The organism is Actinoplanes sp. NPDC023801, from assembly GCF_040639655.1.
In the GTDB taxonomy this organism is placed as follows: domain Bacteria; phylum Actinomycetota; class Actinomycetes; order Mycobacteriales; family Micromonosporaceae; genus Actinoplanes.
Map to the genome: position 1 here is coordinate 196,207 of NZ_JBFAAI010000012.1, position 14,717 is coordinate 210,923.

Below are 14,717 nucleotides of genomic sequence, written 5' to 3' on the forward strand. Positions count from 1 at the left end.
GCTGCGTGGTGACCCGCGGCCCGGTCCGCACCGCACATCACCACGCCACCGCTTCCGCTCGTCCGGCGTGGTGACCCGCGGCCCGATGCGCACCACGGGTCACCACGCCGGCTGGAGCGGCGGGCTTCAGGAGACGTATTCGCGCAGGTGCCGGGCGGTCAGGGTGTCGGACGTGGCGACGAGTTCGCCGGGCGTACCGGTGAAGATGATTTTTCCGCCGTCGTGGCCGGCTCCGGGTCCCAGGTCGATGATCCAGTCGGCGTGGGCCATCACCGCCATGTGGTGCTCGATGACGATGACCGTGTTGCCGGTGTCGACGAGCCGGTCGAGCAGGGCCAACAGCTGGTCGACGTCGGCCAGGTGCAGGCCGCTGGTGGGTTCGTCGAGCAGGTAGGTGGCGGTGCCGCCGCCCATGTGGACGGCGAGTTTGAGGCGCTGCCGCTCGCCGCCGGAGAGGGTGTTGAGGGGCTGGCCGAGAGTGATGTATCCGAGTCCGACGGCGTTGAGCCGGTCGAGGACGGCGCGGGCGGCCTTCTCGGTGAAGAACTCGAGTGCTTCGCCGACCGGCATGGCCAGGACCTCGCTGATGTCGCGGCCGCGCAGCTTGTAACCGAGGACCTCGGCGGTGAAGCGCCGTCCTTCGCACTCCTCGCACACGCTGGCGACACCGGCCATCATGGCCAGATCCATGTAGACCAGTCCGATGCCCTTGCAGTTCGGGCAGGCACCTTCGGAGTTGGCGCTGAACAGGGCGGCCTTGACGCCGTTGGCCTTGGCGAAGGCGGTACGGACGGCGTCGAGCAGCCCGGTGTAGGTGGCCGGGTTGCTGCGCCGGGAGCCCCGGATGGCGGACTGGTCGACGACGATCACGCCGTCGCGGTGCCGCAGTGAGCCGTAGATCAGCGAGCTCTTGCCGGATCCGGCCACCCCGGTGACGACGGTCAGCACACCGGTCGGGATGTCCACGGAAACGTCTTGCAGATTGTGTGTATTGGCCCCACGGATGGGGATATTTCCGTTATGCGGCCTAACCAGCGGTTTGACGCCGACGCGATGCTCCAGGTATTGCCCGGTCAGCGTGGACGACGCCCGCAGCTCGGCCACCGGCCCCTCGAACTGGATGCGGCCGCCGGCCGGCCCGGCGCCCGGTCCGATGTCCACCACATGGTCGGCGATCGAGATCGTCTCCGGCTTGTGCTCGACCACCAGGACCGTGTTCCCCTTGTCCCGCAGGCGCAGCAGCAGCCCGTTCATCCGCTGGATGTCGTGCGTGTGCAGGCCCACCGTCGGCTCGTCGAACACGTACGTGATGTCGGTGAGACTCGAACCGAGGTGCCGCACCATCTTGACCCGCTGCGCCTCCCCGCCGGACAGTGTCGCCGACTCCCGGTCCAGCGACAGATAGCCGAGCCCGATCTCGACGAGGGAGTCCAGGGTCTGCCGCAGGTTCGCCACGACCGGTGCCACCGAGGGTGCGGTGACCCCGGCCAGGAACACCGCCAGGTCGCTGACCTGCATGGCCGAGCACTCAGCGATGTTGCGCCCGTCGATCCGGGACTCGAGCACCGCCGGCTTGAGGCGGGCGCCGCCGCAGCCGGGGCAGGCCGCGAACGTCGCCGCCCGGTCGATGAAGGCACGGATGTGCGGCTGCACCGACTCGCGTTCCTTCGTCAGGTACATCCGCTGCACCTTCACGACGAGTCCCTCGTACGTCGTGTTGATGCCGTTGACCTTGACCTTGGTCGCCGGCTTGTGGAGGAAGTCGTCGAGCTCCCGCTCGGTGAACTCCTTGATCGGCTTGTCCGGGTCGAACAGCCCGGACTCGGCGAAGCCGCGCACGTACCAGCCGTCGACGCTGAAGTTCGGGACGGTGATCGCACCCTCGTTGATCGACTTCGACCGGTCGACGAGCTGGTCGAGGTCGAGGGTCGACACCTTGCCGAGCCCTTCGCAGCCGGGGCACATGCCCTCGGCGTTGAACGAGTAGGCGAGCGCGCTGCCGGCGCCCGGTGTGCCGAGGCGGCTGAAGACGATCCGGAGCATCGTGTACGCGTCGGTGGCAGTCCCGAGGGTGGACCGGGCGTTGGCGCCCATCCGCTCCTGGTCGACGACGATCGCGGCACTCAGATTGTGCAGGGCGTCGACGTCGGGCCGGGCCGGACTGCCCATGAACGACTGCAGGAAAGCCGAGTACGTCTCGTTGATCATCCGCTGCGACTCGGCGGCGATGGTGCCGAACACCAGGGACGACTTCCCCGAACCGGACACCCCGGTGAAGACCGTCAGTCGCCGTTTCGGAATGTCCAGGGAGACGTCGCGAAGGTTGTTCTCGCGGGCCCCGCGGACCTGGATGACATCGTGGCTGTCTGCGATGTGGGTCACCGGGCGACCGTATCGCGGGATGCGATCAGAAACCGTCCGTTATCCGGCGCGACGGCGGGCCCGGCGGGCCGCCAGCTCGTCACCCTCGGCCGGCTGCGCGGGCGCCCCGACCGGCTGCGGCCCGGCGGCCGGCTCCGACGGCAGGTGCGACAACGAGCCCTGGATCTCCTTGAACGCGCCACCGATCGCGATGCCGAACACGCCCTGACCGCCCTGCAGGAGATCGACGACCTCCTCCGGGGACCGGCACTCGTAGACCGTCGTGCCGTCCGATATCAGCGTGATCTCGGCCAGATCGTCGACTCCGCGCGAACGCAGCGTCTCGATGGCCCGGCGGATGTTCTGCAGCGACACCCCGGCGTCCAGCAGACGCTTGACGACCTTCAGGACGACCAGGTCACGGAACGAGTAGAGGCGCTGAGTGCCGGATCCGGAGGCGTCCCGCACGCTCGGAACCACCAGCGTGGTCCGGGCCCAGTAGTCGAGCTGCCGGTAGCTGATGCCGACGGCCTGACAGGCGGTCACTCCCCGATATCCGACCTCGCCGTCCTCGCCGACGAGTGGGCCTTCAAGAGGTTGCTCGTGCACGCGACTACCTCCCCGCGCCCATGATCAAAATCTAGGCGGTATGCCGGTTCACCTGGACTTCACGAGCGTATATCTCAATCGAGGCCGAAACATGGAGGTAACCGCTCGACACGCCGCGCACGGACGAACGGCGCCGGTCGATGTCAGCCCGCGAAATCCTCGGGACGCACCTGGTCGAGGAATTCCCGGAACTTCTCGACCTCGTCCTCCTGCTCATCGGGGATGACGATGCCGGCCTCGGTGAGCACCTGATCGGCACAACGGATCGGAGCGCCGACACGCAGAGCGAGCGCGATCGAGTCACTCGGCCGGGCCGAGACCCGCAGATTGTCACCGATCAAGAGATCGGCGTAGAAGACGTTGTCCTTCAGTTCGGTGATCTCGACCGCCTTCAGCGGGGCCTTCAGCGCCGCCAGGATGTCCCGCAACAGGTCGTGGGTCAGCGGACGGGCCGGCTTGACCCCCTGCTGCTCGTAGGCGATCGCCGTCGCCTCCACCGCACCGATCCAGATCGGCAGATAGCGGTCGCCGTCGACCTCCCGCAGCAACACGATCGGCTGGTTGCTGGGCAGCTCCACCCGGACCCCGACCACGCTCAGCTCACGCACCGCCGCCTCCGTGTCGTTATTGTCTCGGCCGCACCGCAGCCGCCCTAACCTGCACGGTACACGCACACCACGGGTGTCCGATCCATGCGGCATCGCCTTTCAGCGACCCAACTCACCCCGTAGACCCGAACGCACCAGCGCCGCGTGCAACCGCTGCGAGAGCGCCTGCAGCTCACGCGCGGTCTCGGCGGCACGGGCCCGGGCCGCCGGGTCGTGCTGACGCACCATCGGCGCCAGCAGCTGTGTGAACAGGCCCACCTCACGGTCCGCGCCGTTGCGGAAGGCACGCAGGTGACGAACCTCCAGGCCGTACCGGGTGAGACCCACCACGGCCTCCACGATGATCACCTGATCGGCGTCGTACCAGCCCGGCGGACGTGCGGTGACCAGGCCGATCTGCTCCAGCTCGGCCAGCAGCGCCTCCTCCACCCCGGTCCGCTCGATCAGATCGGCTTTCGGGATGCGGGAGTCCGCCGGGTCCTTCGCCTGCTGGGTACCGACCGCGACCAACGTGGGACGCTGCGGCGTGACCGGCTCCTTCTCCATCCGGTCCAGCTGCTCCCGGATCACCCGCAAGGGGAGGTACTGGTCGCGCTGAGCGGTCAGCACGAACCGCAGCCGGGCCACGTCGTTCCACGAATACTTGCGGTACCCGGAAGCGGTGCGCTGCGGGTCGACCAGACCCTCCGCCTCCAGGAACCGCAATTTCGAGATCGTGGTGTCGGGGAACTCGGTGCGCAGATGGGCCAGCACCTCCCCGATGCTCATCAGCGCACCCTCACGCCCGTCCTGAGGGCGCGAGGCCCCCGGATCACGCGCTGCCGCCCCCGACGGAGTCACGCCCGGCCCTCGCCCTCCGGCCGCGGACCGGCGATGAACACCAGACGGAACTTGCCGATCTGGACCTCGTCACCGTTGCTGAGGGTCGCGGATTCGACCCTTTCCCGGTTCACGTACGTACCGTTGAGCGAACCGACGTCGCGAACGGTGAAGACACCACCGTCGCGGTGGAACTCGGCGTGGCGGCGCGACACCGTCACGTCGTCGAGGAAGATGTCACTGTCCGGGTGCCGGCCGCTGGTCGTCACGTCGTGATCGAGGAGGAAGCGGGCGCCGGCGTTGGGCCCACGGCGCACCACCAGCAGAGCCATCCCCGGGGGGAGCGAGCCGGCCACACGGCTCGGAACCACGTCCGTCTCGGGTCCCTCGAGCACCTCGTCAAGGGCGCCAAGGTTCAGCGTGGACGTGACGTCGAGCGGGGGGAACTCGTCGTCTGGGCGCGTCATCGGACCACCTCACGGATCAGTTGGTCGTCGCCTCCCGGCGAGGCTGGCGACGTTGCGGCCCCGCCGGGGCCATTTCGGCCCGACGCACGACTATCGGTTTCAAAGGAATAACAGTTCTTCGTGTGCTCCGCGAGCCTAGTCAGCGCCAATATCGCTGAGCAACCGGACTCGCGGGGAACGAATGGACGGGTATGAAACCCGGCGACGCTTCAGCTTTCGGTGAGAGCCCGGTAGGCCGCCGCGTCAAGCAGTGCGGCCACCGACGCGGGATCGTCCGGAGCGATCTCGACAAGCCACCCGGCGGCGTACGGCTCGCCATTGATGATCTCCGGCTCGTCCGTCAGCGTGGCATTCCTCGCCACCACCGTGCCGGAAATCGGCGCGTAGATCTCCGAGACGCTCTTGGTCGACTCGATCTCGCCGAGCGAGTCGCCCGCCTGCACCACCGTGCCCTCGTCGGGCAGCTGCACGTAGACGATGTCACCCAGCGCGTCCTGCGCGAAATGGGTGATCCCCACCCGCACCGGCCCGCTGCCGTCACCGGCGACCCACTCGTGCTCCGCGGTATACCGCAGATCCTCAGGAATCAACGCTTCCTCCGTTAATCACGACACCGGACGCGCGTACCGCAAGGCTGCCGCCTTACGCACAGCGGTCACTTCGACCAGCGAACGCGAGTCCATGGTCACGCTACCGCCGTCGTTCTTCGCCGACGCCACCACCCCGCCCGGGATCTGCAGCGCCGTACTCATCGTGCCCGCCGGGCCGATCACCAGAAGGTGGAACGGGCCGGTCAGTTCCTCGCCGTCCGCGATGATGCCACCACCGGCCGCGTCCACGAAGAAACTTGACGCGACCACCCGTACGGCAGCCCCGTTCGCGCCGATGAGCTGCATCACCTCACCGCCGGCGCCACGCAGCTCCTGCACGGTGTTCAGCACGTCCGAGGCCCGGACATTGCTCAGTGTGATGTCCAGACCGGGACCGCGGCCGGGTACCGTGCCGGCCAGCAGCCCCAGGTCCTGACTGCGCCGCTGGGCCTCCGCCTGCGCCGCCTCCTTGCCGCCGACCTCCGAGCTGAGCTGCTGTCTGCTCTGCTCCAGGGCCTGGATCTCGGCCAGCAGCCGGCTGTCCTGGGCCTCCAGGTCGCTGAGGATCCGGACCAGGTCCTCCTGCCGCATGGCCGACAGCCCCTCGTCGGCGTCGTTGCTGCGCAGCTGCACCACCAGGGTGAATCCGAGCAGGGCCAGCAGCACCCAGATCAGCGTGCCGGCCGGGGCGGGGCGCCGCCGGGCCGGGCGACCAGGATCACTCTCTGTTTTCGGCACGGAAATCGACGGATCGGGTGACGTGTCGGATGTCTCCCCCGCGGATTCCGGCACGCTTCGCCCGAGATCAAGATCACCTTCTGGTACGGCCGGAGCAGCACCCGCCCCTGCCGTGTCCGCCTGACCGTCCGCCTCGTGCGGGTCCACCGGCCGTGGTGCGGTCAGCTCCCGCCCGGCAAGCGACACGGTCGGCTCCTCGTCCGCCTCCGCCGCCACCGAACGCGAGCCCGCCGTCTCCTTGTCCGCCTGCCGGGGCACGCTCGCGGCAGCGCCCTCCGGGGTCTTGTCCACGGTGTCGTCGGGGTCGGTCATCGCACGTCCCTATGCCCGGAAGAGGTGGCGTCGGATCGCCGCGACATTACCGAAGATCCGCACGCCGAGCACGACGACGACACCTGTCGACAGCTGACCGCCGACGCCGAGCTGGTCACCCACGTAGACGATCAGCGCCGAGACCAGCACGTTCGAGATGAACGACACCACGAACTGCTTGTCGTCGAAGATGCCGTCCAGCTTGGCGCGCACCCCGCCGAACACCGCGTCCAGGGCCGCCACCACCGCGATCGGCAGGTACGGCACCAGCTCGGGTGGAACGGACGGCTCGAACAGGATGCCCAGCAGGACACCGGCGAGCAGGGCGAGTACGGCGATCATCGGCCGCCTTCCGTCACTGAGATGTCCGGCACGGACGACCCCGCACCGGACGACGCGTTCGACGAGGGAGATTCCGACGGCGCGACGCTCGGCTGCACCGACCGCAACTTGAACCCGGCCGCCGCCTCGAGGGTCAGATCATCGGCCTCGGTGGCTTTGAAGGAGATCCCGAACCGGTCCGACAACGTCTCGAAGAACTGGCCGGCGTACCCCTCGCGGAAAGCGTCGGCCAGGTCGTCGGGACCGATCGCCGAGATCTGGTACGGCGAGCCGACCGGCCGGATGTCCACCAGGATCGCCTCACCGGCCTGCCGGATCCGCGACGTCGCGGTCAGCCGCTGCCCGTTGATCATGATGGCCTCGGCGCCGGCCTCCCAGAGCGCGTTCGCCGCCAGCTGCAGATCGGTGTCCTTCACCTGCGCCTCGGCCCGCCGCTCCCCGGTCACCACGTCCACCGACGTGGGCCCGTCCACCAGCGTGATCCGTGCGCCGGAGCCCCGCACCCGGGCCATGCCGGTGACCGCCTCCAACTCCTGGAGCCGGGCCACCGCCTCACCGCCCAGCTCGCTGTCCCGCAGCGCCGCCACCTCGTCGGCGAGCCGGTCGGCCCGGCGCTGCAGCTCCTCGGTCTCGGCCCGCCGGTTGTGCACCTGACCGATCAGCGACTCCCGCGCCGTGGTGCGGGCCGGTTCCTCGGCCATCGTCTGGCGGTAGGCCACCACCAGCAGAACGCCGATCAGCATCAGAGTCAGCGCGGCCGATCCGCCGGCCGCGAGGCGCCGGGCCCCGGTCCGCGGGCCCTCCTTCGCCCGGCGTGCGGCCGCGTCGGCGTAGCCCGGGTCGAGCGGGTTCTGGAACAGCGCGGTCAGGAAGTCGGGAGCATATGTCCGTTTTCCCGCCCCACCGTCCGGATCCGGCGGCCCGTCGAGTTCGGGCAGGCCCGGCTCGGCAGCCGGCCGGATCACGACGACGCCTCCCGGTCGGCGCGGAGCACCCGCACCGCCTGGATCAGGTAGAGGACGGCCGCACACCAGTACAGCCCCAGCGCCCACCAGGCCAGGCCCCAGCCCACCGGGCCGGCCCACCACTCGAACGACGGCACCGCCTTGGCCAGCAGGATGATCGGGAACGATCCGAGCAGCAGGAACGTGCCGGTCTTGCCGACATAGTGCACGGGCGGCGGCCCGTATCCGTGCCGGCGCAGGATGAGCAGCACCACGCCGAGCACCGCCTCGCGCAGCAGCAACGCCCCGGTCAGCCACAGCGGGATCACCTCGCGCACGGTGAAACCGACCAGGGTCGCCACGATGTAGAGCCGGTCCGCGAACGGATCGAGCAGCTCACCGAGACGGCTGACCGAGTTCATCCGGCGGGCCACGTAGCCGTCCACCCAGTCGGTGGAACCGCCGACCATCAGCACGATCACCGCGCCGACGTCGTTCTCCACACCGAGCAGCAGATAGAGGAAGAGCGGAACCCCGAGCAGCCGCAGCATGCTGATGGCGTTGGGCAGGGTCCAGATCCGGTCGGAGGTCTCGATGGACGGCGCAGGCTGCTGCGACATCGCGACTTCCTCTCCCCCTCGGCCGAGGCCCCCGCCCGACTCGTGCGCGAGCCCGGAAACCGGCCGCTGCGCGCTGTGGCGGCTGTGCATGTACGTCCCGGTCGCGGAGCAACTATAACCAGCCGCGTCCGCACGCCTGACGCGCAGTCACACCCGCCACACCGCGAAGGGCATCCTAGGAGGCTAGCTGGCGGCTCGGCGCGCTGCCCGGCCGCGCCGGGCCCGGACGTAGTCGTCGATCACGTACCGGCCGAGCTCCCCGGGTTCAGGGCTGAAGACCCGGCCACCGTTGCGGTGAGCGACGGCACCCACGAAGCGGCGCAGTCCCGGATCCTCACCGAGCATGAACACGTTCAGCGTGGCGCCGAACCTGGTCAGCAGATCCACCTCGCGGATCGTGGCCTGGATCGTCTCCGGCAGCGGCGGCCACCAGAAGATCGCCTCGCCGTCCTCCTCCAGGTGGGAGGTGGGCTCGCCGTCGGTGACGACCAGCACGACCGGTTCGGCACCGGGGTGCCGGCGCACGTGCCGGGCCGCCAGTTTCAGGGCGTGCTGCAGGTTCGTGCCCTTCTCCGCGGTCGGTTCGACGGCGGCCAGCTCACCCTGGGACAGCATCTGCGCGTACCGGCCGAAACCGATGATCTGCAGCGCGTCCTGCGGGTACTTCGTGGCGACCAGGTGCGACAGGGCCAGGGCGGTCTGTTTCATCGGGCCCCAGCGGCCGTCGGCGTACATCGAGTAGGACAGGTCGACGCAGAGCGCGACCACGGCCGAGGAACGGCGCTCGGTCTCGGCCACCTCGAAGTCGTCCGGCTCCAGGCGGACCGGCACCCTCGCCCGGCCACCGGCGGACCGCCGCCGGACCGCGTTGCCGATCGTGCGGACCACGTCGAGCGGCTGGTCGTCACCGAACTCCCAGCGGCGCGACGATCCGATCAGGTCACCCGCGGCGCCGGCGTCGCGGGTGTCGTGCTGCCCGCGTTTGCCGGCGAGGTCCCGGAAGATCGCGGAGAGGGCGGTCTGACCGAGACGGCGCAGCGCTTTCGGCGAGAGGGTGAGCCCGTCGGCGTCGCGCTGCACCCAGCCCTGCCGCCGCAGTTCCCGCTCCAGCTCGCGCAGCCGCCGCAGGTCGTCGGCGGCACCCCGGCCGAGCTGGCGTTCCACGGCCTCGACGTCCACGTCGTCGAGGGTGGCACCGGGATGGTCCTGGCCGAGCTGGTCGATCAGCTCGTCGAGGTCGGCGAGCTCGCCGAGCGCCGAGGCGGCGTCGCCGTACCCGAGATCGGCCGGGCCGCGCATCCGTTCCCCGCGCCCCCAGTTCAGGTTCGGGCGCAGCGAACGCAGGTTGTCGGTGAGCTCGGCGAGCTGCCCGGCCAGCGGCCCGTCGCCGAGCGCCTGCGCCATCAGCTGCTGCAGTTCCTCGCGCTGCTGCGGGCTGAGCGAGCGCATCAGCCGTTCCGCGGCGGCGGCCTGCCGGGCCAGCGAGTCGATCAGCTCGTCGACGTCGCGCGGGTTGTCCGGGAAGAACCGGCCGTGCTTCTGCATGAAGTCACGGAACGCGTCGCCGGTGTCCTCGCCGCGGGCGTGTTTGGCGAGCAGGCCGTTCAGGTCACGGACCATGTCCGCGACCTCGGACAGGTCACCCTGCTGAAGGGCCTGTTTCATGCCGGCGAACCGCTGCTCCACCACCTCCTGGCGCAGCCCGGAGAGGATCTGCTGGTAGATCTCACGGGCCTCGGCGGACGCCCAGTCGTAGCCGGACAGGTCCGCGACGGCCTGGGACACCGACCGGGGCAGGTTGTCGAGCATCGCCTCGTTGAACCGGGCCGCGTCGTCGTCGCGGGCGGCCAGCGCGTCACGCTCGGTCGCGAGGGCCTGGTCGAGCATCTGCCGGGCCCGGGTCACCGCACCGTCGAGATTGCCGCGGCGCAGCGCCTCGCGCCGCAGCCGGCGGGCGCGTTCCCGCAGCGCGTCCAGCCCGCGGCCGTCGCGCGGGCCCTGCCGGATCAGATCGCGCAGCGCGTCGCGCAGGCTGTCACCGGCCAGGACACGCTCGCCCATCTCGTCGACGGCCGCCCGCACGTCATAGGGCGGCGCGAGCGGGTCGGGCCCGTCGCGCCATGCCCCGTATCGGAAGACGTTCCCACTCATCCCGGTCAGCTCCCGTAGAGGGTGCGGCCGTCGTCGGTCAGCTCCTTGGCCAGGCGACGGGTCAGGTGCAGGCCCTCCAGCACGAACTCGATGCCGGAGGCCGCCTGCCCGGGGCTGGGCGCGTCACCCAGGCCGAGCCGGTCGAGCACCTTCGCCAGGCCCGGGACGGTGCCGATCTGACCGAGCAGCTCCTCGGCGCTGACCAGGTCGCCGGTCTGGATGATGGCGCCCTCGGCCACCAGATCGGTGAACCCGGACAGGTCGAGGCCGCCCAGCCGGGCGCGGAACGTCTCGGCGGTGGCGACCCGCAGCAGGTGCCCGAGGATCTCGGTCTCCCGGCCCTCCTCGCCGCTCTCGAACTCGACCTTGCCACGCAGCGTCGACGTGACCGACACCGTGTCGCAGACGCGGGCCACGGCCTCACGCTCGCCGCGCAGCCCGGCCCGGCGCAGCGCGGACGCGGCCACCGTCTCGGCGGCGGCGATCGCGAACCTGGCGGACACCCCGGAGCGGGCGTCCACCGACGGCGACTCGCGGACGCCCCGGGTGTACCTCGCGAGGACCTCGACCAGGTGCTCGGGCAGGGACGCCACCAGCGACGCCTCCTGCCGGATCAGGGCGGTCTCCAGCTCCAGATCGATCGGGTAGTGGGTGCGGATCTCCGCCCCGAACCGGTCCTTGAGCGGGGTGATGATCCGGCCGCGGTTGGTGTAGTCCTCCGGGTTGGCCGACGCCACGAGCAGCAGGTCGAGCGGCAGCCGAAGCTGGTAGCCGCGGACCTGGATGTCGCGTTCCTCGAGCACGTTGAGCAGCGACACCTGGATGCGCTCGGCCAGGTCGGGCAGCTCGTTGACGGCGAAGATGCCCCGGTTGGTGCGTGGCACCAGGCCGAAATGGATGGTGTCCGGATCGCCCAGGGCGCGGCCCTCGGCCACCTTGATCGGGTCGACGTCGCCGATCAGGTCACCCACGCTGGTGTCCGGGGTGGCGAGCTTCTCGCCGTACCGCTCGGAGCGGTGCAGCCAGGCGATCGGCAGCAGGTCACCGGCCTCGGCGGCCAGTCGCCGGGCCGCCGGGGTGAGCGGGTGGTACGGGTGCTCGTGCAGCTCGGACCCGGCGATGTAGGGCGTCCACTCGTCGAGCAGGCCGGTGAGAGCCCGGATCAGCCGGGTCTTGCCCTGGCCGCGCTCGCCGAGCAGCACCATGTCGTGGCCGGCGAGCAGGGCCCGCTCGACCTCGGGCAGGACGGTGTCCTCATAGCCGACGATGCCGGGGAACCGGGGCTCGCCGGAGCCGAGCCGGGCCAGCAGGTTGTCGCGGAGTTCCTCCTTGACCGTGCGGAACTCGTGCCCGGAGGCACGCAGTTCCCCGACGGTCCGGGGCAGGTCAGCGGGTGGGGTGGGCGTGATCGCGGTAGTCGCCTCTGTCACCGGGGGAACGCTACTCCGCGGATATGACAAACAACGATTGTGCGGGCGGACACATCCAGGGCCGCGGGATTGGCTCTGGTTACGGTCCGTGCCGCGCGGCACGCTCCAACCCATGACGGAGATTGCGCGGTACGCCGCATTCACGCTCGATCCGGCCGGCGGCAACCCGGCCGGTGTGGTCCTCGACGCGGGCGCCCTGGACGACGCCGCCATGCAGGCGATCGCGGCTGACGTCGGCTATTCGGAGACGGCTTTCGTGACCGCACGTGACGGCGACCGGTTCCGGGTGCGCTACTTCAGCCCGCTCGCCGAGGTGCCGTTCTGCGGGCACGCCACGGTGGCGGCCGCGGTCGCGCTGGGCCCCGGCCGGCACGTCTTCCTGACCAACGCGGGTGAGGTGCCGGTACTCGTCGACGATGCCGGGCGGGCCACGCTGACCAGCGTGGATCCGAAGGTCGCCGAGCTGGGCGGCGCGGATCTGACCGATCTGCTGGCGGCGCTGCGCTGGGCACCGGAGGACCTGGACCCGTCGCTGCCGCCGCGGGTCGCGTACGCCGGGGCGTTCCATCCGGTCCTCGCCGGGCGGAGCCGCGAGCGCCTCGCCGAGCTGGACTACGACGTGCCGGCGCTCAAGGCACTGATGACGGCGCGTGACTGGACCACGGTGCAACTGGTGTTCCGCGACACGGCCGGCTCGTTCGACGTGCGCAACCCGTTCCCGGTCGGCGGGGTGTACGAGGACCCGGCGACCGGTGCGGCCGCCGCGGCCCTCGGTGGTTACCTGCGTGAGCTGGGACTGGTCGCCGCGGACGCCACGCTCGAACTGCGCCAGGGCGACGACATGGGACGGCCGAGCCGGATCACCGTCCAGCTGGACCCCGCGGTGAGCGGGGTCCAGGTGAGCGGCGCAGCGGTGGAGATCAGCTGAGACGCAGCTCGATCGACGACGCGCCCGGCCGGACGCCGACCACCGTGCCGGCCGGATAGCGCAGCGTGTGGTCGCGGTCGGTGGAGATCAGCACCACGCCGATCCGGTGACCGGCCGCGAACACGTGGTCGGTGCTCTGCAGCTCGAACCGGAACGTGTACGGCTTCCCGGCCTCGATCGGCGTGGTCCGCGCCGGTGAGAACCGGTTGCGCACGTCGATCCAGCCACGGGTGACGATCTCCTGATCGGACGGCGCGGTCACGTACTCCCGCCTGGCGAAACAGCCGGGATCGCCGTCGATGCCGGGCCCGATGCAGTCCTGTTCGGGCAGCGTCCGCGTGCGGACGAACCGGTCGGCGGTCCCGTAGTCGACGAGCAGCGCGGTCAGGTACGGCGAGTCACCGGTGATGTCGGCACGGACCGTCACCTCCGGGGTGCCGGAGAGCCGCACGTCCTTCGGCAGCGGCGGGCTCAGGTGCACGAACCGGCCGGCGTCGGCGGTGTCCGGCGCGGCAGCAAGCGACTCGGCGGTCCGGGCCGGGTCGTCGGTGAACGTCTGCCGCGGCCCGTCGCCCAGCCGGACGGTGGTGTCGCGGCCCCGCAGCGGCCAGGAGTGCGAGGTCGTCCACCGGTTCGGGGCGGTTTCGACGTCGGCGATCGGCTCCCGCATGATCCCGGTGTCGATCCGGTGGAGCCACTGGTCGAACCAGCGGTGCAGGGTCGACAGCCACTCGGCCCGCCGGATGTTGAACGGGTCGGTGTGCCCGGCCTGGTGCAGCCAGATCTTGCGCGGCACGTGGTTCTTCCCGAGCGCGTCCCACCACTGGCCGGCGTGCCGGGTCCGCACGTTGAAGTCGTGCAGCCCGTGCACCAGCAGCACACTGGCCCGCACCCGGTGGGCGTCGCGCAGGTAGTCGCGTTCGGCCCAGTACGGGCTGTAGTCGCCGGTCTCCCGGTCCTGCTCGCGTTCCAGCCGCGCCATGACGTCGGCGCAGACCTCTGGATTGGCCCTGGTCAGCACGGCCTTGGCCAGGATGTCGGTGTCCTCGCCCTGGAAGCCGCCGGGCGCGACGACCCCGCCGTCGGCGCGGTAGTAGTCGTACCAGCTGCTGATCGCCGCGATCGGCACGATCGTCTCCAGGCCGCGCACGCCGGTGGCGGCGACGGCGTTCGGCAGGGTGCCGTTGTAGGAGACGCCGATCATGCCGGTACGGCCGGTCGACCAGCCCGCCTCGACCGGGGCCCCGGCGGCGTCGAAGCCCGGCGCCCGGCCGTTGAGCCAGTCGATCACGGCTTTCATGCCGAGGGTCTCGTTGCGCCCGCCCGAGGTGGGGCAGCCGTCCGAGCCGCCCGAACCGAGGCTGTCGGCGAAGACCACGGCGTACCCGCGCGGCACGAAGTAGTTGTCGAGGTACCCGGCGAAGGTGATGGTGTCGGCCCGGTTCGCGGCCACCGCGGCTGAGGACGACAGGCTGCCGTCGCGGTCGATGTCGTCGTGGTTGGGGATGTCGTTGAGGCCCGCGTAGTACGGGCTGGGCTGGAAGATGACCGGCACCTTCTGGCTGGTGGCGGGCCGGATGATCCGCACGGCGACCCGGTCGGGCCGGCCGTCGCTGTCACTGTCGGCCGGGCTCTGCACCCAGACCTGTTCCCGGATCGCTGCGGCGTAGTCGTGGACGGGCTGGGTGCCACCGGTCGCGGCGCGGGCCGGATCGGCGGCCGTCACCACCGGTCCGGCGAGGACGAGGAGCACGGTCAGGCTCCTGGCAAGCAGTCGCATCGGCACACCGTATCGCCA

At 70.5% G+C, this 14,717-nt stretch carries 14 protein-coding genes; 1 reads left to right on the forward strand and 13 read right to left on the reverse strand.

Going from position 1 to position 14,717, the window contains the following annotated elements; genetic code table 11:
• Window positions 1–126: 126 nt before the first annotated feature.
• From AB0G04_RS22570 to AB0G04_RS22625, 12 genes are all read right to left on the reverse strand, one after another.
• Window positions 127–2,382, reverse strand: a complete 2,256-nt coding sequence (locus AB0G04_RS22570) for an excinuclease ABC subunit UvrA (RefSeq protein ID WP_360985880.1) — start codon at window positions 2,380–2,382, stop codon at window positions 127–129.
• A gap of 39 nt (window positions 2,383–2,421) precedes the next feature.
• A complete protein-coding gene (locus AB0G04_RS22575) occupies window positions 2,422–2,970 on the reverse strand; it encodes a MerR family transcriptional regulator (RefSeq protein ID WP_360985883.1) in 549 nt (182 codons plus the stop codon).
• A 143-nt stretch (window positions 2,971–3,113) separates the two neighbouring features.
• Window positions 3,114–3,578 (reverse strand): bifunctional nuclease family protein, encoded by a 465-nt coding sequence (locus AB0G04_RS22580; protein ID WP_092540989.1) that lies wholly within the window; start codon window positions 3,576–3,578, stop codon window positions 3,114–3,116.
• A 99-nt stretch (window positions 3,579–3,677) separates the two neighbouring features.
• On the reverse strand, window positions 3,678–4,346 hold the full coding sequence (locus AB0G04_RS22585) for a MerR family transcriptional regulator (protein WP_360985886.1): 669 nt from the start codon (window positions 4,344–4,346) through the stop codon (window positions 3,678–3,680).
• Between the two features lie 68 nt (window positions 4,347–4,414).
• Entirely contained in the window at window positions 4,415–4,864 is a 450-nt protein-coding gene (locus AB0G04_RS22590) for an FHA domain-containing protein (RefSeq protein ID WP_360985889.1), read from the reverse strand.
• A gap of 209 nt (window positions 4,865–5,073) precedes the next feature.
• On the reverse strand, window positions 5,074–5,454 hold the full coding sequence (gcvH, locus tag AB0G04_RS22595) for a glycine cleavage system protein GcvH (protein ID WP_106320073.1): 381 nt from the start codon (window positions 5,452–5,454) through the stop codon (window positions 5,074–5,076).
• Window positions 5,455–5,469: 15 nt separating this feature from the next.
• On the reverse strand, window positions 5,470–6,504 hold the full coding sequence (locus AB0G04_RS22600; RefSeq protein ID WP_360985894.1) for a DUF881 domain-containing protein: 1,035 nt from the start codon (window positions 6,502–6,504) through the stop codon (window positions 5,470–5,472).
• Window positions 6,505–6,513: 9 nt separating this feature from the next.
• Complete coding sequence (locus tag AB0G04_RS22605) at window positions 6,514–6,846, reverse strand: small basic family protein (protein ID WP_106320077.1); 333 nt, start codon at window positions 6,844–6,846, stop codon at window positions 6,514–6,516.
• Window positions 6,843–7,811, reverse strand: a complete 969-nt coding sequence (locus AB0G04_RS22610) for a DUF881 domain-containing protein (protein ID WP_360985897.1) — start codon at window positions 7,809–7,811, stop codon at window positions 6,843–6,845. Before AB0G04_RS22610 ends, AB0G04_RS22605 begins: the two co-directional genes overlap by 4 nt.
• Window positions 7,808–8,410, reverse strand: a complete 603-nt coding sequence (locus AB0G04_RS22615; protein WP_360985900.1) for a CDP-alcohol phosphatidyltransferase family protein — start codon at window positions 8,408–8,410, stop codon at window positions 7,808–7,810. Before AB0G04_RS22615 ends, AB0G04_RS22610 begins: the two co-directional genes overlap by 4 nt.
• A gap of 183 nt (window positions 8,411–8,593) precedes the next feature.
• Window positions 8,594–10,561, reverse strand: a complete 1,968-nt coding sequence (locus AB0G04_RS22620) for a VWA domain-containing protein (RefSeq protein ID WP_360985903.1) — start codon at window positions 10,559–10,561, stop codon at window positions 8,594–8,596.
• A 5-nt stretch (window positions 10,562–10,566) separates the two neighbouring features.
• Entirely contained in the window at window positions 10,567–11,991 is a 1,425-nt protein-coding gene (locus AB0G04_RS22625) for a sigma 54-interacting transcriptional regulator (protein WP_360985906.1), read from the reverse strand.
• Between the two features lie 112 nt (window positions 11,992–12,103).
• Between AB0G04_RS22625 and AB0G04_RS22630 the strand changes: the two genes are divergently transcribed.
• Window positions 12,104–12,919: a PhzF family phenazine biosynthesis isomerase gene (locus AB0G04_RS22630; protein WP_360985909.1), complete on the forward strand. Its 816-nt coding sequence runs from the start codon at window positions 12,104–12,106 to the stop codon at window positions 12,917–12,919.
• Here AB0G04_RS22630 and AB0G04_RS22635 read toward each other — a convergent pair.
• A complete protein-coding gene (locus AB0G04_RS22635; protein ID WP_360985912.1) occupies window positions 12,912–14,699 on the reverse strand; it encodes a Xaa-Pro dipeptidyl-peptidase in 1,788 nt (595 codons plus the stop codon). The two genes, AB0G04_RS22630 and AB0G04_RS22635, sit on opposite strands and share 8 nt — an antisense overlap.
• Between the last annotated feature and the right edge of the window lie 18 nt (window positions 14,700–14,717).